Below are 24,171 nucleotides of genomic sequence, written 5' to 3' on the forward strand. Positions count from 1 at the left end.
GGCCTGCTAAGGTGCGGGCCCCATGTTTTCCACCCCCGCCCAGGTCCTGAGGCAGCGCGAGGGGGCGCTCGCCGAGACTCCATTTGCCCTCCTGCTGCACGCGCTGGCCATCGAGGAGCGCACGTGCACGCTGGAGCTGAAGGTGCGCCAGCGCGAGAAGCGCATCACCTTCGAGGACGGCGCGCCGGTGGCGTGCTCCAGCAACCTGCTGCACGAGACGCTGGGCAAGTTCCTGGTGGAGAAGGGGAAGCTCTCGGAGGCGGACTACCAGAAGGCGCTCGCGGAGAGCGTGCAGACGGAGGTCCCCATCGGGGGGCTGCTGGTGCAGAAGGGGCTCATCAGCCCGTTCGACCTGTACAAGCAGATGCAGGCGAACATGGCGATGAAGCTGCTGGACTGCTTCCGGTGGACGGACGCGCGCTTCCGCCTCATCGCCGACATCGAGCCGCCGGACACCAGCGTGCGGATGAACACGGCGCAGCTCATCCTCACGGGCATCGCCACGATGATGCCCTTCGACGAGGTGACCACGCACTTCGTCTTCACGGATGACCGGCGCTTCGCGCAGGTGCCGGGTGTGGAGGGGCCGAGGCTGTCCGCGAAGGACGCACGGCTGTTCCAGGCGCTGCGCTTCCGGCCCACCTTCCCGGAGCTGCAGCAGCGCTCGGGGTTGGACACCGACTCGGCACTGCGGCGGCTCTATGCCTTCTGCCTGCTGGGGCTGGTGGACTTCGCGGAGGAGGTGGACAAGCGGCCGCAGCCGACGCCCTCGGCGGTGGCCGCAATGCCTGCCCCCATGCCGGGCCCTGCGCTGACGCCAATGCCGGGGACGCTCGAGACGGTGGACCCCTCGGCCCTGGTGCCGGCGGCCACGGGGCTGGCGTTCTCGGACGAGGACGAGGCGGTGAAGAACGCGCTGCTCAGCGCCTTCCTGTCGCACCGGAGCCAGGATCCGTTCGATCTGCTGGGGGTGCCGGAGAACGTGCAGCCGGTGGCGCTGCGCAAGGCGTTCCTGGCGCTGACGGACAAGTTCTCGCCGCTGCGGTTCCAGACGGCGGACCTGAAGGAGAAGGCGGAGGGGCTGCTGGTGGGGTACGCGAGGGCGTACGGGGCGCTGTCGGAGGTGGAGCAGGCGGCGCTGTGGCGCAAGCGGAGGGCGGCGGCGAGGGAGAAGAAGGTGGGGACGGGGAGGCCGTCGACGGAGGAGCAGTTCCGCATCCGGACGGACCTGCTGGACGCGAGCACGCAGTACGAAGAGGCGCGCAAGCGGCTGAAGGCGGAGAACTACGCGGGCGCCTTCGAGTACTTCGAGTACGCGTGCGACATCGACCCCAAGCCGCTGTATCGGGCGTACCGGGCCTGGGCGCGCTACCTGATGAAGCCGGAGTCACACGGGAAGCTGGCGCTGCAAGAGCTGCTGGAGGTGGTGAAGCAGGAGCCCGGTTGTGAGGAGGCGTGGTTCTTCACGGGCGAGGTGTCGCGCGGCGAGGGCCAGTGGGCGCAGGCCGAAGACGCCTACCGCAAGGCCTTCAAGCTCAACCCGAAGAACCGGCAGTACGTGGACCTCATCCAGGACACGATGAAGCGTGTGAAGCGCTGAGCTCACACCGGGGACAGGTGCTCCGCCACCTCCCCGGCCACGGGCTGTTGTCCCACCGGGAGCCGCAGCTCGAAGGTAGACCCCTGCCCGGGGCGGCTCTGCACGTGAATCGTCCCGCCGTGGGACTCGGCGAGCTGCCGGGTGAGGAACAGCCCCAGGCCCAGTCCTCCATACCTGCGGGATGACACCGCCCGCTCGAAGCGCTCGAAGATGCGCTCCAGGGCCTCGGGGGCGATGCCGATGCCGTGGTCCCTCACCGCGATGCGCACCCACCCGCCCTCGCCTCCAACCGCAGTGAGGTCCGATGGGCTGTTTTGGAAGGTTCCATCCTGTCCCCACCCGAAGGCTATGCCCCGCTTTTCTGGGGCACTTTGGTCAAGGGGGGACGGGGTGCTCACTCGCCTGGAGACGGGCCTGGAGGCGGTCCGCCGCTACGTCCGTGTGCCGCGCGGCTTCCGCGCCGGGGGAGTGTGGCGCTCTTGCTTCGTGCGGATGCCGTCGAGAATCACTCCCAACATGCGGGGGTAGGCCTGCTCCGCCGTCATCTCCAGCTCGGCCAGCACATCTGGCCGCAGGAGCTGGTCCACCAGCGTGAGCATCATGCGGACGACGAGCCGGGGCTCCACATCCGCGCGCAGCGCACCGGCCTTCACCCCCGCGGCGAGGAACGCGCCGAAGCGGGCCTGCACCGCCTCGCGCCGCAGCTCCAGCAGCTTCTGCCAGAGCGTGGGGGCGTCTCGCTGAAAGTCCCTCAGTACCGTGGCCGAGCGGGCGTAGCGGCCCGCCAGCGTGCGCACGAAGCCCTCCAGCCGCTCGCCGAAGTCCAGCCGCTCGTCCTCGAGGATGGCCCGCAGCTCCTCGCCGATGCGGGCGAAGCTGGCCAAGATGGTTGCCTCGCCCAACTCCTCCTTGCTGGAGAAGTGCCGATAGAGCGTCTTCTTGCTCATCCGCAGCTCGGTGGCGAGGTCATCCATCGTCACGCGCGAGTAGCCGTGGGTGAGGAAGAACTGCTCGGCCTTCTCCAGGATGCGCTTGCGCGCATCGTCTGCTTCCGTCACGCGAGGGCTCCCTGTCGCGGTCCCTCATACACCATCTCCACGCCGTTTCCGGGGCCGATGGTGACGTTGCGGCGTACCGGGCGCTCCAGCTTGTCGTTCGCGAGCGAGAAGCGGTGCGCGGCCAGCAGCGAGCCCAGGACGATGCGCATCTCGTACTGCGCGAAGGCCGCCCCGATGCAGCGCCGCGCCCCGCCGCCGAAGGGCAGGTACTCGAAGGGCGAGTACTTGCGCTCCAGGAAGCGCTCGGGACGGAAGCGCTCGGGCTCGGGGTAGATGGCCGGGTTCACGTGCGCCAGGGCGATGGCGGCCATGAGGGCGGTGCCGGGCGCCAGCTCGCGCCCGCGCAGGGTGAAGGGCGCCACGGTGCGGCGGCCCACCACCGGCACGATGGGGTGGAGGCGCAGCGACTCGTCACACACCGCGGTGAGGTAGGGCAGCTTCGCGAGCGCCTCTGGTTCGGGCACCGGGCCCAGCGGGGCCAGCTCCTCCAGCAGCCGCTGCTTCGTCTCGGGGGCGCGGTGCAGGTGGTAGAGCGCCCAGGCCATGCCGATGGCCGTCGTCTCGTGGCCGGCGATGAGCAGGGTGCGCAGCTCGTCCTTCAGCTCCGCATCGGACATGGGCTGGCCGTCCTCGTCCCGTGCGGCGAGCAGCAGGCTGAGGATGTCGGTGTGGCCCGCCTCGTGCCCGCGCCGGGTGGCGAGCTCCTCCGTCAGCAGTTGGTCCAGCTCCGCCACGTAGCGCTGGAAGCGAGCCCAGGGGCCCATGCCCCCGAAGGAGCGGCGCAGCGGCACCGCCATCATCAGCAGTGGCGTATAGGACTCCATGTAGCCCACCAGCACCTCGCGGTAGCGCCGCACGCGCTCCGGCTCCTCGATGCCGAAGACAGCGCGGATGATGACCTCGAGAGAGATGGACTGGGTGACGTCCTGGGCGCGGAAGGGACCTCCCGGGCGCAGCTGCTCCACCGAGCGCAGGGCCAGCTGCTGCATGAGCTGTCCGTAGGTGCGCATGCGCTCGCCGTGGAAGGGCGGCATGAGCAGCTTGCGCTCGCGCTTGTGTCGCTGCCCGCCCATGAGCAGCAGCGAGTTGTCTCCCACCGCGGGCGCCAGGGGCAGCTGGCCCAGCGGCTCGAAGACGGCGGGGTCCGCGCTGAAGATGTCGCGCAGGCCCTCTGGGTCCCCCGTGACGACCACGTTGCCCACCGGCAGCGGCGCGGTGAATGGATCTCCATAGCGCTCGCGGCAGTCGACGAAGAAGCGGGTGGCGTCCCGGATGAAGCGGAACGTCTGCACCGGGGTGATCCGGGGCCCGGACGGCAGCTGAGGGGTGGTCATGGCTCGTCCTCCTGGGAACGGCGCTGGAAACTCAGGAAACTATAAAAGTTTCCCGAGTTTCCGGCAACCCTTTCCCGGGAAGGGAGGCGCTTCGGGTCACATCACCTCGACGGCGAGGTCCAGGCGGGGCTCGAGCTGGCCCGAGGGCATCCCGTCGAACCGTCCCTCCCAGCGCACCTGGGCGCGGGGCGAGAGTCGGACGCCCCGGTGTCCCCACTGGCCGACGAGCAGGTCCATCCGGAGCGAGGCCTCGGCTTCGTGCTGCAGGCCCCGGTGCAGGGTGTACGTGGGAGCCCAGGCGGCCTCCAATCGCACCGCATTGGCCAGTGAGCCGGGCAGCCCCACGCGCTGTGAGAAGGAGAGGCGGGGGCCCACGGCGGGAGCGACCTCGGCGCCTCCCCAGCGCAGCGCGGCCCGAGCGCCCAGTCCCAGTGCGGCGTAGTGCTCGAAGTGAGGGCCCTCGTCCACCACCAGGAGCGCCTCGGCTTGTGCGGTGGCCCGGTGCGGCAGACTCCGTCCCGCCTCCCTCGATTCGAGCCAGGTCTCCATGCCCCAGCCCAGCTCGTCGAACAGCGTGCTCCGGTGCCAGGGTGGCTCGCGCAGCAGGGTGCGGTAGCCCAGGAGGGTGAGCCGCGAGTCCAAGATGCGCGGCATCCCTCGCCTCGGCTCCACACGTATCTCGCCGTCGAGCGCGCGCAGCTCGCTGCTGGGCCGGTAGCCGTGCAGGTACGACTCGCCCAGGGCCTGGCTCAGGCCCGCCGTCCGCAGCCCCACCACCGGCCGCACCTGCCCCGAGGGCCCCAGGTCCATGCCCACCGTCACCGCTGTCCTCGCCGCGCCCGAGGTCCACAGGGAGCGCGAGGCCAGCGCCTGTTCCGCTTGCAGCTTGCGCGTACGGTCCTTCTCCAGGAAGGCGAGTGGGTCCACCTCGGAGAGGAGCCCCGAATGGAGCTCGCCCTGCACCTCGGTGGCGGTGATGAAGGTGGTCTCGATGGCCTGAGCCCGCGCGAGGATTCGCGCCTCTTCCTCGGTGGGCTCACGCCGCTCCGCGGTGGCCAGCGCTTCCTTCAGCAGGGCAATGCGGTCGAGCGTCGCGAGCTTGCGCTGCAGCACGTCCTCCCGCTCGAAGAGGAGCTGGCGCTCCTTCACATCCTCCTGGGGCGTAGCCACGGTCGTGTGGATCTTCACCAGTCGGGCCCGCTCTACCTTCAGTTGCTCATCCTCGGCCCGGTCCACCTCCGAGCGCTCCACCCGCACCGACCAGGCGAGGTACGCATGCAGCAGCGTGCGCACGGACTCGCGCTCCGGCTCCGGCGCGGAGGCGAGTACGGCCTCGACCAGCGCGGGTACCCGGGACCAGGCCTCACGGCGCTTCTCCGGCTCGGGGGATTGCAGCCGCCGGTGCAGCAGGCGCAGCTTCCTGCGCACCTCGGACTCCACCCGCGTGGACAGCGCCTCGAGCGCCTCTTCGCGGGACTCATGGGCACGCAGGGCCCGCTCGCCCGTGGACTCGAAGTTGTCCGGGATGTGCTCCAGCAGGGGCTGGCGCGCACCGTCCGGCCTCGTCACCTCCACCCGGGTGAACGCGTCCAGCACCGCACCGGGCATCACCCAGAGGGAGCCGGGCGAGCGCACCTTCCGGCCCTCCTCCAGCGCGCCATTGATGAGGAAGAGGAGCGCGTTCGCGCAGTTGTCCGTCAGGAAGTAGTAGGGCATGTAGCCGCGCCGCTCCATCTCCCAGACACGCTCCAGCAGCCGCACCTGCTCACTCGGGGTGAGGTGCAGGCGGAATCGGCGGACGGTGCGCTGCTCCAGCTCCAGCGTCTCGTGCGTCAGGTCCCCCAACGTCGAGGTGAGGAAGCCCAGCGAGAAACCACCGGACAGCCCTCTCACGATGTAGCGAGGGCCTCCCGTCTCCATCCCCGTCAGGGCCACGGGCTGCACCACGGCCTCGAAGCTCGGTCCTCGGGGCGCTGCACCCTCGTGCCATACCGGCCTCATCAACAGGTGGCCGAAGAGAGACTCGGGCTGCCGGCCCGTGGAGGCCGCCATGAGCAGCTCGAAGTGCGACAGCTTTTCGGTATCAGCCCAGGTGTCGAAGGCGGGGCACGGCGCGCGAGGCGGCAGCGTCCCGAGCCCGTCCGTGGCCAGCAGCTCCCCGAGGGCCCGAGTCTTGGAGAACTCCTGGCACCGTACCCGCTCATTCACGGGCAGGGCCCCCTCACGGAGGGACTCCACTGGGACGAACAGCTCTTCGGCGAAGGTGACCAGGTCCAGGGATGCGCTCTTCTGTCCACGCGCTCGGCTGAAGGCACCTTCATAGGAGAGGAGGGACTCCTCTCGGAGCGTCAGCGGCCGCTCAAAGGGGACGAGCCAGCCGGACAGCCGGCGCCAGAGCGGGTTGCGGCTCCATCTGCGCGCATCGTCCCAGCGCTGCATCACCGCGTGCACTACCGCGCGACGACGCCACAACTGCTCCAGCTCCGCGTCGGTGAGGCGGGCCGTGCGCAGCGTGGCCCGGCGCTCCTGCGAGGGGACGAAGTCGTAGAGATGGAAGCTGCGCCGGTCCTCGCTCCAGTCGGGCCGGCGCTCGGAGTCATTGCCCATGCCCAGGGGCGCCGGTTCCGGGTGCAGCACCAACTCCAGCGGGCCGCCGGGAGCACGGCGCAATGCGGGGGGAAGCGCGGCGAGCCCGGCCTCCACCTCCGCGACGAGCGCCGCGTCCTCCGAAGCCGGAGCGCGCAGCACCAGTCCATGCTCCGTCTCCAGCGTGCGGACGCGCTCTGCCAGTGTCTGTGCGGCGGCTGGCTGCACCACCACGAGCCCGGTCACCAACGCCACCAGGGTCCTCATTCAACGACTCCGTAGACCGCGAGGAACGCGCGCCGATCCTCCTCCAGCCGCGGCTCGGTGCGTGCGAGCTGTCCCACCCGCTCGAGCCAACCGAGGGCGCGCTCGGGAGTGAGCGTGGAGGCCTCGGCGAGCGAGAGCAGCTCACCGCGGTGTTCGCGCAGCAGCCGGCCGAAGAGCCGGAGGTTCTCGCGGCGGATGCGCGCCATGGCGGCGAGATCCTCGATGCTGGGGCCGGCTCCCAGCGCCAGGTCCTCACGCAGTTGGTGGGTGCGCGCGCGCAGATACGCCTGAGCGGCCTCGCCCACGTTCGCGGGAGGCGGAGGGCCGACAGGCGGGGCCTTGAGAATCATCCAGAAGGCCAGGCCGAGCCCGCCCACGGTTGCGCCCACGGTGCTGAAGGTGAGCACGTTCCCGCCGCCGGAGCTGTTCTGGCTGCTCTTCGAGTTCTCCGAGCTTCCCCCGGACTGGGACTGGCTCGCTTCGTTCTGACTCGACTGAGACTGGCTGGAGTCGCTCTTGCTCGACTGACTCGACTCGGACTGAGACTGGCTGGAGTCACTATTGGTCGACTGGCTCGACTGAGACTGGCTGGAGTCGCTATTGGTCGACTGGCTCGACTGGGACTGGCTGGAGTCGCTATTGCTCGAGCCCTCCGAGCCCGAGTCGGAGTTGCCCGACGAGTTGCCCGAGCCCGAATCGCCCGAGTTGGAGTTGCCCGACGAGTTACCCGAGTTGGAGTCCGAGGCGCTCATGGCGCCCGAGCCCACGGCTCCAGGTGTCTGGCATCCCGCGACCAGTAGCAAGGCGATTGCCCCGACGATGCGCGTCCGCTGACCCTTCATGCTGCCCCCTTAGGAGATGTTGAAGCATCGACAGTCTAGCCATTGGCATGCCGACTGTTTTGGCTCGGACTTCCAGGGGGTTGCGGGGGCTGCTTCTGACCCCTGCGAAGAGGGTTTGGCGGTTGTGTGCAGGCCCATGCACGGGCAGTGCGTATTGACGCAGTGCGCTCAAGGCGAGGGGCGCATGAGACGCACGCCGTGCTCGCGCTCCAGCATGGTCTGCGTTTCAGCGGACACGCCTGTGCCGCGCAGGTCGAGCTCGCGCAGCTGTTGCAACTGGAGGAGCGCGGTCATTCCTGCGTCCGTCACCGTGTCGCGCGTCAAATACAGTGTGCGGAGTGAGCGGGGTAGGTGGGAGAGGCTCGCGTCTGTGATGCGGGTGTTCGCCAGACTCAACCAGGTGAGCTGGCCCAACTTCGCGAGCAGTGGTGCGTTCGCGTCATCGAGCCACGTGCCACCCAGGTCCAGGGATGTGAGACGAGGCAGCCGTTCGAGCGCTGAGAGCCCCGGTCCCTGGACAGGCGAGGAGCGGACGTAGAGTGTCTCCAACTCCGTCAGTGCGGTGAGGTGCTGGAGCCCTGCATCCGTCACTTGTGTCTTCACGAGGTGCAAGGACCGGAGGCCCGGGAAGAGCTGCTGGAGCGTGGCGAGCCCTTCATCGGTGAAACCGGTGCGGCTCAGGTCGAGGTGGCGCAGGCGCTCGCGTGGGCCCAGCCGGCGCAGGCCCTCCGCTCCAACCGAGGTCGAACTGAGGTCGAGCCGGGAGAGCGATTGCAGGGGCGCGAGTGCCTCCAGGGAGGCGTCATCGAGCGCGAGTCCGGAGAGGGAGAGGGACTCCATCGCCTCGAAGCCTCCGACGACGCGCAGCCCGGTGCTGGTGACGGCGGTGCGTGACAAGTCCAACTCGCGCAACCGTTGCAGGGCGGAGAGGTGCGGGAGACCGGCGTCAGTGAGGGCTGAGTCATCGAGCTGGAGTATCACCAGCTTACGGAGCTCGGAGAGCCAGCGGAGCCCGGGACCCGTGACGCGAGTCTTGCTGAGGACCAGGACATGCAGGGAGGTCAGTCCGGCGAGGTGCTCGAGCCCGCCGTCCGACACCCGGGTGCCTCCGAGGTGGAGCTCCTCCAGGGTATGTAGTCCGGTGAGATGGGCGAGCCCCGCGTCGGTGATGGCGGTCCTGGCCAGCCCGAGCCGCGCGAGTTTGGGCATGCGGCGGAGCGCGGCGAGCCCCGCGTCGGTGACATGGGTCCCACTGAGGATGAGCGTGTACAGGAGCGAGCCGGGCAGCCGTGCGAGCACGCTGTCATCGGACATGGTGTCGGAGAGGTCGAGCCATTCCAGGTGGGGCAGGTGGGCGAGGACCTCGAGTCCGGGAGGGCCGACGGCGGTGCTTCCGAGACCGAGGAATTGCAGCCCGGTGAGGCTGGCGAGGGGCTCCAGGCCCCGGAGCGACACGACGGTTTCATTCAGCATCAGCACCCGGAGACGCGTCCTCCCTTCCAGGTGGACGAGCCCCTTGCTCGTCACTTGAGTGCGCTCGAGGTAGAGGACCTCCAGTGTCTCCAGGCTGCGGAGGGCGGCGAGGTGGGCATCACCAAAAGCTGAATCGGAGAGATACAGGGTGTCGAGCTGGGTGCCCTCGACGAGCCGGGCGAGGACGGCGGGCTCGGGAATCCCGTGCCCTGCGAAGGAGAGGCCCGGGACCTGGTACTCGCGCAGCACCGAGGCCAGCGCGAGTGCCTCCGTTTCGGTGCGAACGGGGGCGAGGGGCACGGCGTACATGGCCGCGCCCGGTAGCTCGCAGGAGACGGTGCTCGTTGGCAGCACGCCACAGTCGATGGGGGCATCGTCCGGATAGAGCCCATACAGCCTGAGAAGAGGACGAGGAGGCTCGGAGACGACGGGGGGCGCAGAAGGAGGCGGACGCGGAGGAGTCGCGCAGGCTGCCAGAAACAGGAGAACGAGTACCCGGACCATGACCGAAGCCTACTTCCCCTCTCCCCTCGGGAGAGGGACGGGGTGAGGGTATCGGAGGTCCCAGGTTGAGCCCGTGCAGAAAGTCCGTGAAACACCCCGTCTCAGTGCACCACGGTGACAGGGCGACCCGCGTGTTGAACGACCCGATCGCTCACGGAGCCGAGCAACCACTTGCCGCCGGGGTTGAGGCCGCGGGCGCCGATGACGATGTGATCTGCGCCCAACTTATCGGACATGGCGACGATGGTGTCGGCGGGGCGGCCGATCTCCACGACCTTTTCGACCTGGGCCTTGGGGAGGTCGGAGGCGACTTCATCGAGCATGCGGCGGACGGAGTCCAGCTCCTCTGGGGAGCGCTGGGGCCCGGAGATGATCTCCGAGTCGAGGAAGCCAAAGGAGAGCATGCGAGGAGGCTCGAGCACGAAGAGGAGGGTGATGCGCGAGCCCGTCTGCTGTGCGAGGTCATGGGCGAAGCGCGCCGCCTTGCGAGAGGTCTCCGAGCCATCGATGGCGACAAGGATGTGGTGGATCACGGCCGCTCCTCCAGGAAAGGAAGCGGGGGCGAGGGCCCCCATACCGTCAGGGTGGGGCGGGGCGCGCCAGGGGCAAGCCAGGGTCCGTTCTCGCCGCGGACGGCGAGGGAAGCGCCTGCCCAGCTGCCCGGAGACCTTCCGGGCGCTACGGCTTCACGGTGGTGATGAACTTCGTCTTGCCACCCTCGACCTTGAGAATCACCGCCTCCTTCACTGCGTCGCGGTTCTTGTCGAGGTCAATGGTTCCGGCCACGCCCGGGAAGTCCTGGGTGGAGGCCAGCGCGTCGCGGATGGCCGCGCCCGACAGGTTGGGCGCGCGCTTCATGGCGTCGATGGCGAGCCGCGCCGCGTCGTAGGCCAGGGCGGCCACGCTGTCCGGCACAGCGCCGTTGGTGGCCTTGTACTTCGTGATGAAGTCCTGCACACGCGAATCCGGGTTATCCACCGAGTAGTGATTGGAGTAGTAGCTGCCCTCGATCGCGGCGCCGCCCAGCTCGAAGAGCTTGTCGGACTCCCAGCCATCGCCGCCGAGAAGCGGAACCATCAATCCCAGCTCGCGCGCCTGGCGGGCGACGACGCCCACGTCCGTGTAATAGCCGGGCACGAAGAGGGCCTCCGGCTTGGTCTCCTTGATGGCGGTGAGCTGCGAGCGGAAGTCCGTGTCGCCCTTGGAGTAGCTCTCATTGGCGACGATGGCGCCGCCCATCTCGGAGAACTTCCGGCTGAACACGTCCGTCAGCCCCACTGAGTACGCGCTCTTGTTGTCCTGCAGCACCGCGACCCGGCCGAGCTTCAGGTGGTCGCGGGCAAACTTCGCCATCACATAGCCCTGGAAGGGATCGATGAAGCAGACGCGGAAGATGTAGTCGCCCTTGCGGGTGACGGCGGGGTTGGTGGACGAAGGGGTAATCATCGGCACCCCAGCCGCCTGGGCCTTGTCCGCCATGGCCATGGAGTTGGTGGAGGCCGCCTCGCCCAGGATGACGGCCACTTTGTCCTGGGTGATGAGCCGGGTGGCTGCCTGGGCCGCTTCCTCGGGCCTGCCCTGGCTGTCGTAGACGCGCACCTCCAGCTTCCTGCCCTTCACCCCGCCCGTGGCGTTGGCCTCCGCGACTGCCATGGCGATGCCGTTGCGCGCGGAGACACCGAAGGTGGCCTCGCTGCCGGTGAGGCTGCCCACCTGGCCGATGAGGACGGTGTCCGTGTTCGCAGAGGGCGCCCCGGTGGAGGCCGCAGCGGGCTCGGAAGTGGGCGCGGGCTGCGCCTTCTTCTCACAGGCGGCCACCAGCACGGTGAGCGCGGCGAGGAGCATTGGGACAAAGGGACGGCGCATGATTGCTTTCCTCCACGGGGCAACTGCGCTCGCCTTCTACCGCACTCCTGCCTCACTGGCGCGCCTCGCTCCTCCGTGAGATTTTCCATCCACACCCGGGGTGCTCGCCTCGGCAACGTGGGCCATTCAGGAGGAAGCCGGGAATGCAGCTTCGCAAGAGGACTTGGGGGAGCATTGCGTTGGGGGCCCTGGGCATGCTGCTGACGGCTTGCGGGGCGGGGCCGATCGATCTGACGTGCTCCGGGCCCAAGGACTGCCTCGAGTCGGAGCTCTGCCATCCGGACGAGAAGATCTGCGTGCAGCGCTGTACCACCCTCGTGGACTGCCCCCCGAATGCCGAGCGCTGCGAGGCGCTGAGCGGCGAGGAGCCCCAGCGGATCTGCAAGTGCCCGACAAAGGAGTGTGTGGGCACAGGGGACCCGTAGCTGCACGGGGTAGACTCCCAGGCGGACGGCGGGGCGCCGCGGGAACGCTTGGGAACGACGCATGAGCGATGAGACGGAGAAGGGCCGTGGCCGCTCGTACGATGCCGAGGAGGATCTGGAGAACCGGATACGCCTGGCGACGCCGGAGTACACCACGCGCGGCATCCTGTTTCTGGCCACGTTGACGACGGTCCGGGAGCTCGGTGGCGAGGAGATGGAGAGGCGCTGCCTGGAGGCCAGTGGGGAGACGTCGTTCGTGGAGTTCTTCAACTACCCCACGCGCGGCCTGCTCCAGATGCTTGCCGCCGCGGCGCGGTTGCTGAAGGACCGGTTCGGGAGCTACGAGGAGGTCCTACGGGAGATCGGCAAGAAGACCGGGGAGTTCTACATGGCCTCCGTGGTGGGCCGGTCCGCGAAGCTGGTGTCCGCGTCGGATCCCATGCGCCTGGTGCGTACGCTCGAGGAGCTCTACAAGGTCTCGATGTCCTACTCGGGGCCGACGGTGATTTGGAAAGGGCCAAATCGAGGCATTCTCTCCGTCCAACGGAGCTTCACGCCGCTCCCGTTCCACGAGGGGGGAGCCATCATGATCGCGGCCCGTCTGGGGTTGAAGAACGTGGAGGTGCGCGCGCATTCCACGGGGCCGCTCAGCCTCGATCTGGAGGTCTCCTGGGAGTGAGTGGGGCGTGCGCGGTTTTAGGGGACCGCCTCGCCAATTCGGCAAAGCGAGACGCGAAACCCGAACATGCTGAGCCGCCGCGCGTTGCGTACGAGATTGAGTTGGCTGAAGAATGGTAATGCTTGAGGCCAGTCTTCCTTGGGGGCGTCGGTGATGACGGCGAAGACGATCTCGTATCGGGTGGGGTCCGGTTTCTGCGCTGGATTGCCCAGGAGCTTCGCGGCGCCGGGATTCTGTTTTTCGACGAGCTCCTTGAGGTCTTTTCTGAAGTGCTCATCGCGCAGGAAGGTCTCGGTCGCGACGGTTCCTTGCGCAAACAAGTGGCTCAATGTGGACGAGCGCACCTTGCGCTTGACGTGAATGAACTGGCCGCTGGAGGAGAAGAGATCGCACGCCTCGATTGCAGTCTGCGCTCCCTTGCTCTTGATCAACTTCCTGTCGAGGAGCACTAAGCCGCTGGACGTTCGGGCTGCTTTCTCATTGTAGGTTCCCTCATCCTCGTGGGGCGTGGCACTCGGGAGGCCTTTGAACTCTTTGACGAGTGCGGCGGCCTCCTGGAGTGTCTGGGTGGCGAAGTTCTTCTCGATCCTGAACCATTGCCCAGCCGAGAGGACGTGAAGCGCGTCGGCGCTCCGTAACTCGGCGACGAGGCAGTTGTAGAGGGTCCACTTCTCCACCTCGGAGGAGTGTTCCTCGAACACGGCACGAATCTTGATGCGTTTGAGGTCATCCAGCGACAGGTCGAGGTCTTCGACCTCCAGGCCTTCGCGTGCGGCCAGGACCGCGAGACACTCCGTCAGGTCCAGGTCGGGATGTGGCTCTCCACTTCCATCTCGCTCTCCTGGGTAGCGGAAGCCCGCCACGTCATCCCATGGAATGACTTCCGGGGGAGCCAGATGGATCTTCTGGAGGTCACCGGCATTGAGAGCACGCAGCAACTCGTCGTTAAGGGCCTCGAGAACCTTTGAATCCCGGACGAGACGGATGTTGTCGACCCATGGGAACTTCTGCTGGTACTGAGTTCCCTTGTACGCCGTGAGAAGGGCCCTGCAGCGGGTGGCTAACTCCAAGAAGGTGATGGGACCTGTGAGCGCCAGGGCGTCCCGTCCCGCGAGCCGCTTGGCAAGTGTGGAGTCGGAGGGCTCGCCCGTGACCGCTCCCAGCAAGTCCTGCGCGATGTCGACGCTGAAGGCATCAAGGGCGGAACTGCGGCTAACCTGTCGGCGTGTGTGGACCGTCAGCTCATCGAAGGTGCGCGAATCGAGGCTGCGGAGCTTCTTCTCGTCGACGGTGTTGAGGGTGACCCTCAGGCCGAAGTCGATCTCGTAGCTGTCGGACGTGAGGAGGTGTCGGCCCTGGCCGAAGGTAACGGCGAACCACCGTGAGTCGGCCTTGACGAAGAGCACTGCAGCGGCCGCCGCGCTCGGTGAAAAGGAGATGCCATCGGGAAAGCCTTCTTTGACGAAGGCGACCCAACGCGGCTCCTTGGGCGGGGGAGCGAACACGTAGAGGATCCCCTCGAACTCGTAGCCGGCGGGGAGCGGAGTTCTGTGCAGTAGTCCGGGGGTCTTGAGTGCAGCTTCCGGCTTCTTGATGTCCCTGCGAAGCAGAAGGAATGTGAGATGTCTGACCTTGGGCTTGGGTGCACTGGCGGGGGGACGTCGAGCCCGCCGTATGTTACTCGCTCTTGAACTTGCCATCGGGCCCTCGGAATCGTTGCACTCGCTCGTCCCACTGGGCCTCGTCACCTCCCGCGAGTGCGGCGAGCGCCAGCAGCGCGCCACCCGCAAGCAGGCTGGTGATGAGGACCCCCCCAATGCCGGAGGACTGCTCCTCGGTTTCGGCGATGACATGGGGATCCTGGAGCAGATTCGTGAGCGTCTGGGCGAGTTGCTGAGCTGATGGTCTCTCCCTGGGATTGGCGGAGAGCATCGAGCGGACCATGGCGCGCATCTGCTCGGGCAGCTTCGTCTGGCCGAGCTTTTGGGTGGACCGCTCACCCGTCAGGAGTTCTGCCGCGACGATCCCGAGCGAGTAGATGTCCGCGCTGGCCTGGAAGGGGGCTCCGGCCTTGATCTCCGGCGCGATGTAGCCTTCCGTTCCTGCGGCGTTCCGGGTCATCGGTTGGGTCTCTGGGCCCGGGGTTCGCGCGAGCCCCAGGTCGCCAATCTTGATGAGCACCCGAGTGGGCTGTTCAGGATGACGGGTTACCAGGAGGTTGTCGGGCTTCAGATCCCGGTGGAACCCACCGGCGGCATGGATGCCGTGCAGGCCGTTGAGCGCATGGGTCAACGCGGCGGCGACGTCCTGCCATGGCCGCTGGGCTCCTACCCAGGAGCGCAGCGAGCCGTACTCGCAATACTCCAGGACCAGGTATGGGGGCGTGTGCTTCAGGTTGCAGCCCAGCAGCTCGACGACATAACGATTGTTGGCGGCCTCTCCGAGCAGCCGTGCCTCTCGCTGGAAGCGGGTGACCGCATCCGCTGAGGCGTCCATGAGGAATTTGAGAGCCACCCGCCGGTTCGTGAGGCTGTCCTGGACGAGGAAGACGCTCCCATACCCGCCGCGTCCAAGCTGTTGAAGCGGGACGTACCTGCCGTCGATCATTCGTGATTCCACCGCTGTGCTCCTCCACGTTCCCGGCTCGGGCCTTGTCTCAGGAGAGACGGGGCATGAACTGGTGACGATGCGGTTGTTTCTAGGAGCCTGTCGGAATACCTCGGCTACCCACTACATGAGGGGTAGTGCGACTCAAACACACCGCTATGGTTGGTATGTAGGAGTCGTTTTTCGGCGATTCTCCGACAAGCTCCTAGGGGAACAGAGCAGGCGCGGCCATACCACCTAGGTGGTACGGAGAGCGGCTTCCCGGGTAGCCTCGTGGATACGTACCGTTCCGACGTCAGGCTCGGGATTGTTCCGCACCCTGGACATGGAGGCCTCTTGCCATGGACATGCTGAACCTGAACTCGCGGGAGCGGAAGCTCGCGTTCAGCTTACTGGACGCTTTCAGCAGCTCGCTAGACCTCTCGGAAGTGTTTTCCCACGCCAGGGGGTCTTTGTTCCAACTGCTTCCAGCGGATTCCGCGGCCATGTGCGTGTCCAGACCCGGGCAGCCCGCCACCTATGAATGGTTGGTGGCGGAGATGCCGGTGTCGTATTTCGACAAATACCCCGAGCTGACTGGTGATGACTTCGTGCGCACCTCGGCAGTGAGCCAACCCAATGTGGTTCTGCGGGACACGGAAATGGTCTCGCGTGAGGTGCTGGAGCGTAGCTCTCTCTACCGGCATGGTCGTGAGCTGGGGATGCCGATGGAGCACGTCATGGCGGTGATGCTGGCCGCGAACGAGGACTGGCATGCGGGACTCATGCTGTACCGGGAACGACGCCGGCCCTTTTCCAAACGCACCAGGGAGCTTCTCCAGTGGCTGACCCCTCGCTTGACGGCCACGGTCCACAACTGCCGGAGGTTCGCCGAGGAGGTAAAGCACAGGCAGTTTCTGGATGCGCTCGGACGCCATCAGAAGGATTCGCTGCTCGTGATTTCACCTCCTTCCATGGAGGTGAAGCGCACGGGGCTTACCACCGAGCTGTTGGAAAAATGGTTCACGGTCTCCGAGCGTGGCCACTCTGGTCTTCCCAAGGTGCTGCTGGAGAAGTTGAGCGTGTTGGTGCGGGCGGAGGGGGGCATGCGCCTTGGGCTGGACACCTGGGAGCGAGAGGGCCCGGACGGCAAGCTCAAGGTGGCGTTCGTTCGCTTGCCGGTGGAGGGCCGTCCGCTCTGGGTTCTGACTCTGGAGGAGGTTCCGCGAGACTTGCTCTCGACCTGGCGCCGAATGCTCACCCCTGGCCAGGCCAAGATCGCGGACTGCTTGCTCCTGGGATATACGAATGAAGATATCGCCGGGGATCTTCATTGTGCGGTAGGCACGGTGAAGAAGCAGCTGACGCGCATCTATAAGACGCTGGGCGTGGATGGCCGGGCTGATTTCATCTCAAGAGCGCTTCGTCCATGAGCTCCATCCCCGGGCGGGAATGCTGATGCCTGGGGATGCGAGACGGGCGTGTCAGTAGCGCGGCAGCGAGAGCAGGTTATCGGTGGGGCGGTTGTCCGCATAGGTCCGCAAGTACGGCGGATTTGCGCGAACGACCTTCACCTGCACCTCGCCCCGATAGTCCTTCACTCGAGCGTCGCCGCCCTTATTGAGGATCCAATCAACCATCTCCGACCGGGAACTCCGATCGTCCTTTCCTGAGCTAGGCTCGTACCAGCGCACCTCGGCGATGTGCTCGTGGCTGCTGCCACCGGACATGTGGACTTCCGTGATGTAGACCATGGCTACTCCTTGGGTGTCGGACGTGTTGATGAATCACCGTGGTGGCGTGGCACAACGCCGGAACAGTTCCGTGCTGACACGCACCACGTGGTGCCGACGTTCGAGGAACAAGATGCGTCGAGAAGAAGCCCGCGTCTGTACCTCCTAGGAAGTACGTGCTGTGTCTCTCGCTTCTCCTCTGGAGAAGAGGCCGGTGTAGAGGGCGCGCGTGGTGCGGGCCGACAGCAGCAGGGCGGCCTGTTCTCCCGGATCCGTCAAGGTGCGCAACACTGAGAGCAGCTCGGCTGCGTGAGCTCCGTCTACGTTGCCGTGTCCCCGCAGGAAGGTGACGGCCTTGCGGATGTTCGGGATGGTGTTCGCCGCGAGCAGGTGCTCCACGGTGCTGCTGGCGCGGTGGAAGGACAGGTACTCCAGCACGTAGGCCGTGCCGAGGAACGCGGTGGGTATGCCGGAGAATGTCGTGTACCGGTTCCATGCGATGTATGCGGTCACCGAGGGGGAGCGTCCCGCGCCTTCCACTCGCTCGGCTGGCCATCCCAGATTCCGCAGGTCCGCGAGGAGCCAGCGCTCGTGTCCTCGCTCCTCCGCGGCCTTCTGGAGGAGCAAATCCCCCAATGCAGCATGCCGCCCCAGTCGCTTCATTCGGTGGCCCGCCTCCGCGAGCAGCGGCGTGGTCCAACGCACGTAGTGATACGTCTGCACCAGGTAGCGGGCATAGCTGCGCGCGTCGAGAGTCCCATCGAAGAGCTGCCGGGCCGCGGGGTGCGTGTCCAACTCCTCCAACAGAGTGCGTGCCTCGTGCTCCAGGGCCTCCGTCCAATCCTTCTGGGGCTGCGTTCCGGTCTGCGTGTGCATGTACGTCTCCTGTCCGGGGCCGTTTCCGGTCCCGAGGGTGAGGGGGAATGGGTGTGGAGCGGCTCAGGCCTGGGAGCCCTGGGCGGTGCTACGACCCAGGGCGTCGAAACGGGCTACGGTGGTGGCGGGAAGCTCATCCAGTGCCGCGACAAGCGGCAGGGAGAATCGGCGGAACCCCGTGTCATAGAGGGGCTTCGCGATGAAACGCGCGCCCATCTTGTGGGCGAAGAACGACAACACCCGGGGCATCCGCAGCCCATCGAGCTGCCCCTGCTGGGCGCGCGCTCGCTCCTGGGCGGTGAAGTAGGGCGCGCTCGGAATGGCTGGAGACACTGGAGGCGCGTGAGCCCGAGCGTGCCAGCGCTGGCTCATCAGTCCCTGGTGCGCTGCCACCTGGAAGATGAGACGGGCGTCCTCCGCAGAGTCCGTCTCCATGTTGGCGGAGGCGATCCAATGGGTGACCCCCCGGCGCCGGCTCTCGGCGGAGAGTCCGGCCTGGAGCCACACGAGCGCCTCGGAGTGGCGCCACTCCTTGAGGATGCAGAATCGCGTGCTCTCCGCGAACACCAGCCCCGGTCCACCCACTCCGGAGAGATCCAGCTTCTGCTCCAGGTCGATGCCCAGGTGTCCCCCCGTGGCGCGTGCCACCTCGGGGTTGGGCAACAGCAGCCGCGCGGTGGCCACCGGAGTGTCGTCCGCGTAGACGACGAGATGCACGGTGGTCTCCAGGGTGTCGAAGCAGTTCACCTCCCGCAGTGTCGCGGCGGCTGTGGTTCCGAGCAGCCCCAACTCCGTGCCGAAGACGGCCGCGCGAACGCGCAGCGCGTCGTCGAGCTGCCGCTGGGTGGTGGCGACGCGGCAAGACAGTGTCGTCATGCTTCCCCTCTCATGAAGTGACACGGCCCCGCGCCGTGCCCTCACTGTCTCTTTCGTTGCCGATGGCGCGAGTTCGCCGGGCCTCTTTTTCCTCCCCGCTTGGGATGGAGGTCGGGAGGGGTCTCCTGTCCATACCCCTCAAGGGGTACAGACAACGCGTCCCGGTGTCCCCCAACCTCTTCCGCCTTGCGGAAGGTGAGCCCGTCGAACTCCACGGTGCGGGGCCGAAAGATGAGGTGAGACGCGATGCACGCGTGGGTGAAAGAGACCTGGCGAGGAGAGGGGATGAGCTATCCATCACCGGAGGATGAACGGGTATTGCATGAGCGTGCCGTCCGGCACGATCCAGTGGTTCTCGCTGACGCCCTCCTGATGTTCATGGATCGGATCTCGGGAATCCTGATGCAGCGCCTGCGCTGTGACGAGGACACCTCTCGTGAGGCCGCCATGAGGGTGATCTTCTCCTACATCGAGCGACCCGGACGGTATGACCCCGGCAAGGGACGTCTGTTTGCCTACCTTCTGCAGGCGGCCAAGTACCGGGCGTTGGATCAACGACGCACCGCGCAATCGGAGGCCCAGCGCAATCGGGATTTCATCAGCGTTGTCGAACAAGGGTCGAGGACTCCGAAAGAGAAATTAGAGAACCAGGTGGAGGCAGGGCTCACCATGAGACGGCTCGTGGAGCGCGGATACTTGAAGGACGAGCGGGACCAGAATGCCCTCCTGCTCATCTTGCAGGGCGAGCGCTCGACAGAGGAGCTGGCGAGAGCCCTGGGGCTACCCCCGATGCCCACGCTCGAGCTGCGGCGAGAGGTGAAGCGGCATCGGGACCGTCTCATGAAGTTGCTGGAGCGGTTTGGAAAGGAGGATTCCGATGACGAATCCTAAGTGGCTCGAGGTGGTGGCCCGGCACAGCGGGCAGTACACCTGGACGCTCGGCTACGTCTTCGAGCAGTACCGGAAATACGAAGGCAAGTCCGCCGAGGCGCTCGCGGAGGACCTGGGCTGCTCGCTGGAGACACTGGATTGGTTGTCGCTGTGTCGGCGCCCCGACGAAGACCGGTTTGCTGAGCACCTGGACATCATCGAGAAACGTTTCGCAGTGGAAGCTCACCGACTCGCGGACGTGCTTCGGACTGTCGAAGTGTTGGATGTTCTTCCCGCTGAGCGGGAGGGCGGGGATGGCGAGGGGGCGGCTTCCTTCCTGCTGGCGGCGAGAGATCACTCCTCCGATGACGAGACGAGCTCATGACCGAAGGTTGGCTGAAAGAGGCCGTGAAGGCGTGCCATCTGCCACCCGCTCCCTCCCTGGATGAGCTGCTCAAGCGTGTCCGCGTGGCACTCCAGCTCCTGCCAAAGCCCCAGCCTCACCTCACGTCGGACCATGTCCGGGATTGGCTGAAATCACGCGGCCGCGCGCACGGTGCGCTGCCCCAGCAGCGCAGGCGGTTGCACGGGTGCATGGTGGCGCAGGCGGGCAAGGGTGTCCTCTTCTACGACAGCGAGGACGACGAGGCCCAGCAACGCTTCACTCTGGTCCACGAAGTGGCGCACTTCGTGCTCGACCACCTCCTGCTACGGGAGCGGGCACGGCGCGTCCTGGGCAATGACATCCTCCAGGTCCTCGATGGCCAGCGTGCCCCCTCGCCCCACGAGTCCCTATTTTCGGTGCTCGAGCGGATCTCCTTCGGTGTCCAGGTCCGGCTCATGGAGCGCAACGCTTCCGGTGACCCCCGCACGGGGAGGGCAATGGAGGCTGAGCTGAACGCGGATCGCCTTGCCTTCGAGCTGCTCGCCCCGGCTGAGGAGGTGGTTCCCCTCGTGAGGCGTTTCTCCAAGCAGGAAGCGGAGGCCGAGCTGGTCTCGCGCTTCGGGCTCCCTCCCCAGGAGGCCCGGTGCTACGTCCGGTTGTTGCTGGCCCGGGAGCCCGTCCGCCGTCCCTTCTTCCTGAAGTCCGTGTCCAGGCAGGAGCGGTCATATGGCGGATGACATCCCGCCGGGAGGAGAGCGGCGCTTCGTCGGAGACGCGGACTACGAGGCGGCTGTGGGAGAGGAGCTGTCCTTCACGCTCGACCTCCGCACCTGGGAGAAGGGATGGGAGATCGAAAGGTTGATCTCCCGCATCCGGTCCCAGGTCGCCAGCGCCGAGACGGCGGAAGCAGGCATCCGGGCCGCCATCCGCAACGAGATCTTCCCCGACCTCCAGCGGCAGGCCCAGATTCCGGAGGCGGGTGTCTACGAGGCCAGTCCCAAGCGGCTCGCGACCGTCTTCGACAGCCTGCTCTTCCCGGGACGGGTCGAGGCGGTGAACAGCATCGCCGCCACCCATGACAGCCTGTCCCTGGGCATCACCCAGATTGGCGTGGCGGTCGTGGGCTACGGAGGCCTGTCCGGCACCTTCTCCCAGCGCCTCTTCCGCAAGGACGTGGCCGCCCGGAATCCAGACGTGTTGAAGGTGGTGATGGATTGTTTGGAGCGGCGGCATGAGCGCGGCCCGAGGGACGAGCTGTCCATGATGATGCGCCGCTACATCCGGGCCTATGCCGAGCGGGCCATCCTCCTGGACCGGTCCGAGTCCGAGTGGCGCATGGGGCCGGGGAATCCCTGCTCACGGGAGATGCTCTCCGGCTACAGGTACAAGCCCCTGTTAAGGGCCTCACTCGGAGTGCTGCGGCGGCTCATTCGTGAGCACAAGAAGTTCGTCTTCGTACCCCAGGGGTTGGAAGAGCAGGGCTATCTGACGATCGGAGATGCGCTGAAGGCGGGCGAGTACGCCATCCTCCATACCCTTGAGGAGGACGGCGCCTATTTCGTCGATCGTTGGCATTACGATGAGCAGATGAGGAAGGAGGCACTCGCCTTCGTGAGGGAGTGCTGCCCGGATGTCTTCATCGGGCTCTTCCGGGTCTCGGAGAAGGCTCCCCCGCGGCTCTTCTACGCGCACCGGGAGCACGTCCACATCGCGGCCCATATCGCCCTGGCGGACAGCCTGCTGCGGCCCGAGCGGGGCTTCCCGATGCTCCTCGATGTCGCGGACGCGTCGTGCCGTGGCGTCTTCGGTGCTGAATCCTTCTTGGGTTTGGTGAACGACGCGTATACGCGCGCAGGCGCGCAAACCCATTACTTCGGCAGACGCTGACCGTGTGGGGGGGACAAGAGACATGGCTGACGACAAGACTCCGAAGTCTCCGGAAAAGGGTGCGCCTCCAGACGGACCGGCTCGCCCGATGGCCTCGCAGGGGATGCCCAGGTCTGGTCCTCCTCAGGGCGCCACCGGTCCGCGTGGAGCGCCAGCCCGTCCCATGACCACCCCGGTGGGGCAGGGCGCTCCACGTCCCATGAGCCCCACTCCCCAGGCAACGGGCAGAGGGGCTCCACCCTCCGCAGGGAGTCCTCCGCGCGGAGCGCCCACGCAGCCGCCCCCGTCGGCCTCCGCGAGGCCTGCGCCATCCAAGGACAGGGGCCCGGCCCGGGGTGGGTCCGCTCGTCCAGTCTCTCCGGCGGAGCACAGGGCCCCACCGGCGCCAGGCGTGCACGCCCGGCACAACGAGATCGTCCGGCCCCTCCCGGACGACGTGCTCGGAGAGCTCGATGCGCTCGAGTCCCAGGCGGCCTTGGCGACCAAGGACCTGGACCCCGAGCTCGAGAAGGCCGTGGGCTTCACCCACTTCGACACCGCATCGAGCCACGACAATCTCATCACCGTCCTGACGACCCGGAGCGATCTCCACCTGCTGGCGTCCCAGACGCTCGTGAGGGTGAAGTCCAAGGAGGACAACCGCTCCTATCTGGGCCTCGTCGTCCGCGGACCCTTCGCTGAGCCCGATGCCGTCTCCGCCAACTCGACGATCGCCATTGGCGTGGTGGTCCAGGGCAAGAAGCTCACCTATACCTTCGACTACCACGGGCGCGTGGAGATCGAGATCCTCGGCGAGGAATTCAACGGGAAACTGGTTCCTCCCGGCCACCGGCCCCGGCCCAAGAGCCCCGTCTTCGTGCTCGATGACGCGGAGAGCGAGCACGTGCTCGGAATGAGTGGGGACCTGTGCCTGGGCATGGTGGTGGGCTACGAGTACATGGAGGCCCGCTTCCACCCCATGGACAAGTCCGTCCTGCCTCGCCACACGGGCATCATCGGAACGACGGGCGGAGGCAAGTCCACGACCGTTGCCACGCTCATCCACCGCGCGCAGGAGGCGGGAATCGCCACCATCGTCTTCGACGTGGAGGGTGAGTACACGCATGTGGACAAGCCCACCGACGACCCGGCGATGCTCGAGGCGCTCAAGCGCCGCGGTCAGAAACCTCAGGGGGTGAAGGAACTGCACATCCATCACCTGTTCGGCCGGGACAGCCGGAATGCCAGGCACAAGAACCTGCACCCGTTCGCGCTGAACTTCTCGAGCCTCTCCCCCTTCGCGATTGCGGAGATCCTCGACCTGACGGACGCTCAGCGGGAGCGCTTCCACAAGGCCTACGACGTCACGAAGCTGTTGTTGGAGGACTTCGGCATCTTCCCGAAGACTCCAGAGGAGCGTCAGCAGGTGTTGGAGCTCGATGAGCTGTCGACGGGCTACCCCCGCATGACCATCCAGCACCTCCTGGATGTCGTGAGCACCTATATCTACACCCTGAGTGATGAGGGGAAGGCTGAGAACCGGAGCAGGTCGAAATCCACGTCCCGGCGGCAGGCCAACCTCTTGGAGTCATCCGAAGGTGCCGAGGCGGACAGTCCGGAGCCACCCCAGGACAACCTCCCCACCCTGTACAGCGAGTTCCAGAGCAACTTCGGCCGGGTGATGGGCCGGGTGATGGCCCATGCGAGCAAGAACGAGATCAGCTGGAAGGTGCTGGCCGGCAAGCTCCATTACCTGCGGCGCCTCAAGCTCTTCGACGTCGGTTCGGCGCCCGGGGTGAATTATGGCTCGATGCTGACTCCCGGGCGGGTGTCGGTGATCGATCTATCGGACACGGATTCGCCCCAGCTCAACAACCTCGTCATCGCCGACATCCTCCGCGGACTCCAGGAGACCCAGGAGGCGCGCTATCAACGGGCCAATGAGCAGGGACAATCCGTCACGCCAGTCCTCATCATCATCGAGGAGGCCCACGAGTTCCTGTCGGCCAGCCGCATCTCCCAGATGCCCGTGCTATTTGAACAGGTGGCCCGGATTGCCAAGCGTGGACGCAAGCGATGGCTGGGACTCGTCTTCGTCACCCAACTGCCGCAGCACCTTCCCAACGAGGTACTAGGCCTGCTCAACAACTTCATCATCCACAAGATTACGGACAGCACGGTCATCTCCCGGATGCAGAAGACCGCGGGCACCATCGACGAGAGCCTCTGGAACCGGGTGTCCAGGCTCGCACCCGGGCAAGCCCTCGTGTCGTTCAGCAACTTCACCCGGCCGTTGATGGTCGCGGTGGACCCAGCCCCCGTGAAGCGGCTGCTCGTGGAGTAGC

The 24,171-nt window shown here is 66.7% G+C and carries 22 protein-coding genes; 9 read left to right on the forward strand and 13 right to left on the reverse strand.

Features of this window, described 5'->3' with window-relative positions; all coding sequences use genetic code 11:
* Nucleotides 1-22 precede the first annotated feature (22 nt).
* The gene (locus OV287_RS09545; RefSeq protein WP_267533690.1) at nucleotides 23-1,600 is read left to right on the forward strand and encodes a DUF4388 domain-containing protein; all 1,578 of its coding nucleotides are present in this window, start codon (nucleotides 23-25) and stop codon (nucleotides 1,598-1,600) included.
* A 2-nt stretch (nucleotides 1,601-1,602) separates the two neighbouring features.
* Here the strand turns inward: OV287_RS09545 and OV287_RS09550 are convergent, their stop codons facing one another.
* The 8 genes from OV287_RS09550 to OV287_RS09585 form a co-directional block, all read right to left on the reverse strand.
* A complete protein-coding gene (locus OV287_RS09550; RefSeq protein ID WP_308809556.1) occupies nucleotides 1,603-1,869 on the reverse strand; it encodes an ATP-binding protein in 267 nt (88 codons plus the stop codon).
* A 162-nt stretch (nucleotides 1,870-2,031) separates the two neighbouring features.
* Nucleotides 2,032-2,658: a TetR/AcrR family transcriptional regulator gene (locus OV287_RS09555; RefSeq protein WP_267533691.1), complete on the reverse strand. Its 627-nt coding sequence runs from the start codon at nucleotides 2,656-2,658 to the stop codon at nucleotides 2,032-2,034.
* Nucleotides 2,655-3,992 carry a cytochrome P450 gene (locus OV287_RS09560; protein WP_267533692.1) on the reverse strand — a complete coding sequence of 446 codons (1,338 nt, stop codon included), beginning with the start codon at nucleotides 3,990-3,992 and terminating at the stop codon, nucleotides 2,655-2,657. Before OV287_RS09560 ends, OV287_RS09555 begins: the two co-directional genes overlap by 4 nt.
* A gap of 96 nt (nucleotides 3,993-4,088) precedes the next feature.
* Nucleotides 4,089-6,845, reverse strand: coding sequence for an Lnb N-terminal periplasmic domain-containing protein (locus OV287_RS09565; protein WP_267533693.1), 2,757 nt, complete (start codon nucleotides 6,843-6,845; stop codon nucleotides 4,089-4,091).
* Nucleotides 6,842-7,687, reverse strand: coding sequence for a hypothetical protein (locus tag OV287_RS09570; RefSeq protein WP_267533694.1), 846 nt, complete (start codon nucleotides 7,685-7,687; stop codon nucleotides 6,842-6,844). The genes OV287_RS09565 and OV287_RS09570 overlap by 4 nt, the downstream gene beginning before the upstream one ends.
* Nucleotides 7,688-7,855: 168 nt before the next feature.
* Entirely contained in the window at nucleotides 7,856-9,514 is a 1,659-nt protein-coding gene (locus OV287_RS09575) for a leucine-rich repeat domain-containing protein (protein ID WP_267533695.1), read from the reverse strand.
* Nucleotides 9,515-9,765: 251 nt separating this feature from the next.
* The gene (locus OV287_RS09580; protein WP_267533696.1) at nucleotides 9,766-10,197 is read right to left on the reverse strand and encodes a universal stress protein; all 432 of its coding nucleotides are present in this window, start codon (nucleotides 10,195-10,197) and stop codon (nucleotides 9,766-9,768) included.
* Nucleotides 10,198-10,342: 145 nt separating this feature from the next.
* On the reverse strand, nucleotides 10,343-11,530 hold the full coding sequence (locus OV287_RS09585) for an ABC transporter substrate-binding protein (protein ID WP_267533697.1): 1,188 nt from the start codon (nucleotides 11,528-11,530) through the stop codon (nucleotides 10,343-10,345).
* Between the two features lie 143 nt (nucleotides 11,531-11,673).
* Here OV287_RS09585 and OV287_RS09590 point away from each other — a divergent pair, with 143 nt between their 5' ends.
* A complete protein-coding gene (locus tag OV287_RS09590; protein ID WP_267533698.1) occupies nucleotides 11,674-11,955 on the forward strand; it encodes a hypothetical protein in 282 nt (93 codons plus the stop codon).
* 61 nt (nucleotides 11,956-12,016) lie between these two features.
* The gene (locus tag OV287_RS09595) at nucleotides 12,017-12,634 is read left to right on the forward strand and encodes a TIGR02265 family protein (RefSeq protein WP_267533699.1); all 618 of its coding nucleotides are present in this window, start codon (nucleotides 12,017-12,019) and stop codon (nucleotides 12,632-12,634) included.
* A gap of 17 nt (nucleotides 12,635-12,651) precedes the next feature.
* Here OV287_RS09595 and OV287_RS09600 read toward each other — a convergent pair whose 3' ends face one another.
* Entirely contained in the window at nucleotides 12,652-14,334 is a 1,683-nt protein-coding gene (locus OV287_RS09600) for a TIGR04141 family sporadically distributed protein (protein WP_267533700.1), read from the reverse strand.
* On the reverse strand, nucleotides 14,312-15,253 hold the full coding sequence (locus tag OV287_RS09605; protein ID WP_267533701.1) for a serine/threonine-protein kinase: 942 nt from the start codon (nucleotides 15,251-15,253) through the stop codon (nucleotides 14,312-14,314). Before OV287_RS09605 ends, OV287_RS09600 begins: the two co-directional genes overlap by 23 nt.
* A gap of 329 nt (nucleotides 15,254-15,582) precedes the next feature.
* Here OV287_RS09605 and OV287_RS09610 point away from each other — a divergent pair, with 329 nt between their 5' ends.
* Nucleotides 15,583-16,653, forward strand: a complete 1,071-nt coding sequence (locus OV287_RS09610) for a helix-turn-helix transcriptional regulator (RefSeq protein ID WP_267533702.1) — start codon at nucleotides 15,583-15,585, stop codon at nucleotides 16,651-16,653.
* A gap of 51 nt (nucleotides 16,654-16,704) precedes the next feature.
* Here the strand turns inward: OV287_RS09610 and OV287_RS09615 are convergent, their stop codons facing one another.
* The 3 genes from OV287_RS09615 to OV287_RS09625 all read right to left on the reverse strand — a co-directional run bounded on the left by OV287_RS09615 (nucleotide 16,705) and on the right by OV287_RS09625 (nucleotide 18,705).
* On the reverse strand, nucleotides 16,705-16,974 hold the full coding sequence (locus OV287_RS09615) for a DUF3892 domain-containing protein (protein ID WP_267533703.1): 270 nt from the start codon (nucleotides 16,972-16,974) through the stop codon (nucleotides 16,705-16,707).
* A gap of 144 nt (nucleotides 16,975-17,118) precedes the next feature.
* Nucleotides 17,119-17,829: an iron-containing redox enzyme family protein gene (locus OV287_RS09620; protein WP_267533704.1), complete on the reverse strand. Its 711-nt coding sequence runs from the start codon at nucleotides 17,827-17,829 to the stop codon at nucleotides 17,119-17,121.
* Nucleotides 17,830-17,892: 63 nt separating this feature from the next.
* Nucleotides 17,893-18,705 (reverse strand): GNAT family N-acetyltransferase, encoded by an 813-nt coding sequence (locus OV287_RS09625; RefSeq protein WP_267533705.1) that lies wholly within the window; start codon nucleotides 18,703-18,705, stop codon nucleotides 17,893-17,895.
* Between the two features lie 285 nt (nucleotides 18,706-18,990).
* Between OV287_RS09625 and OV287_RS09630 the strand changes: the two genes are divergently transcribed.
* From OV287_RS09630 to OV287_RS09650, 5 genes are read left to right on the forward strand one after another with little or no spacing between them, the layout of a single operon-like run.
* A complete protein-coding gene (locus OV287_RS09630) occupies nucleotides 18,991-19,596 on the forward strand; it encodes an RNA polymerase sigma factor (protein WP_267533706.1) in 606 nt (201 codons plus the stop codon).
* The gene (locus OV287_RS09635) at nucleotides 19,583-19,960 is read left to right on the forward strand and encodes a hypothetical protein (RefSeq protein WP_267533707.1); all 378 of its coding nucleotides are present in this window, start codon (nucleotides 19,583-19,585) and stop codon (nucleotides 19,958-19,960) included. Before OV287_RS09630 ends, OV287_RS09635 begins: the two co-directional genes overlap by 14 nt.
* Nucleotides 19,957-20,697 (forward strand): ImmA/IrrE family metallo-endopeptidase, encoded by a 741-nt coding sequence (locus OV287_RS09640; protein WP_267533708.1) that lies wholly within the window; start codon nucleotides 19,957-19,959, stop codon nucleotides 20,695-20,697. The genes OV287_RS09635 and OV287_RS09640 overlap by 4 nt, the downstream gene beginning before the upstream one ends.
* The gene (locus OV287_RS09645; RefSeq protein WP_267533709.1) at nucleotides 20,687-21,847 is read left to right on the forward strand and encodes a hypothetical protein; all 1,161 of its coding nucleotides are present in this window, start codon (nucleotides 20,687-20,689) and stop codon (nucleotides 21,845-21,847) included. Before OV287_RS09640 ends, OV287_RS09645 begins: the two co-directional genes overlap by 11 nt.
* Nucleotides 21,848-21,869: 22 nt before the next feature.
* A complete protein-coding gene (locus OV287_RS09650) occupies nucleotides 21,870-24,170 on the forward strand; it encodes an ATP-binding protein (protein WP_373371815.1) in 2,301 nt (766 codons plus the stop codon).
* Nucleotide 24,171 lies beyond the last annotated feature (1 nt).

It is taken from the genome of Archangium lansingense, from assembly GCF_026626635.1.
Taxonomy (GTDB): domain Bacteria; phylum Myxococcota; class Myxococcia; order Myxococcales; family Myxococcaceae; genus Archangium; species Archangium lansingense.

Excerpts from the sequence above, each read along its gene's own strand:
- OV287_RS09545 (WP_267533690.1), top strand. The coding sequence starts at position 23 with ATGTTTTCCACCCCCGCCCAGGTCCTGAGGCAGCGCGAGGGGGCGCTC.
- OV287_RS09560 (WP_267533692.1), bottom strand. The coding sequence starts at position 3,992 with ATGACCACCCCTCAGCTGCCGTCCGGGCCCCGGATCACCCCGGTGCAG.
- OV287_RS09565 (WP_267533693.1), bottom strand. The coding sequence starts at position 6,845 with ATGAGGACCCTGGTGGCGTTGGTGACCGGGCTCGTGGTGGTGCAGCCA.
- OV287_RS09570 (WP_267533694.1), bottom strand. The coding sequence starts at position 7,687 with ATGAAGGGTCAGCGGACGCGCATCGTCGGGGCAATCGCCTTGCTACTG.
- OV287_RS09585 (WP_267533697.1), bottom strand. The coding sequence starts at position 11,530 with ATGCGCCGTCCCTTTGTCCCAATGCTCCTCGCCGCGCTCACCGTGCTG.
- OV287_RS09590 (WP_267533698.1), top strand. The coding sequence starts at position 11,674 with ATGCAGCTTCGCAAGAGGACTTGGGGGAGCATTGCGTTGGGGGCCCTG.
- OV287_RS09595 (WP_267533699.1), top strand. The coding sequence starts at position 12,017 with ATGAGCGATGAGACGGAGAAGGGCCGTGGCCGCTCGTACGATGCCGAG.
- OV287_RS09600 (WP_267533700.1), bottom strand. The coding sequence starts at position 14,334 with ATGGCAAGTTCAAGAGCGAGTAACATACGGCGGGCTCGACGTCCCCCC.
- OV287_RS09610 (WP_267533702.1), top strand. The coding sequence starts at position 15,583 with ATGGACATGCTGAACCTGAACTCGCGGGAGCGGAAGCTCGCGTTCAGC.
- OV287_RS09615 (WP_267533703.1), bottom strand. The coding sequence starts at position 16,974 with ATGGTCTACATCACGGAAGTCCACATGTCCGGTGGCAGCAGCCACGAG.
- OV287_RS09620 (WP_267533704.1), bottom strand. The coding sequence starts at position 17,829 with ATGCACACGCAGACCGGAACGCAGCCCCAGAAGGATTGGACGGAGGCC.
- OV287_RS09625 (WP_267533705.1), bottom strand. The coding sequence starts at position 18,705 with ATGACGACACTGTCTTGCCGCGTCGCCACCACCCAGCGGCAGCTCGAC.
- OV287_RS09630 (WP_267533706.1), top strand. The coding sequence starts at position 18,991 with ATGAGCTATCCATCACCGGAGGATGAACGGGTATTGCATGAGCGTGCC.
- OV287_RS09635 (WP_267533707.1), top strand. The coding sequence starts at position 19,583 with ATGACGAATCCTAAGTGGCTCGAGGTGGTGGCCCGGCACAGCGGGCAG.
- OV287_RS09640 (WP_267533708.1), top strand. The coding sequence starts at position 19,957 with ATGACCGAAGGTTGGCTGAAAGAGGCCGTGAAGGCGTGCCATCTGCCA.
- OV287_RS09645 (WP_267533709.1), top strand. The coding sequence starts at position 20,687 with ATGGCGGATGACATCCCGCCGGGAGGAGAGCGGCGCTTCGTCGGAGAC.
- OV287_RS09650 (WP_373371815.1), top strand. The coding sequence starts at position 21,870 with ATGGCTGACGACAAGACTCCGAAGTCTCCGGAAAAGGGTGCGCCTCCA.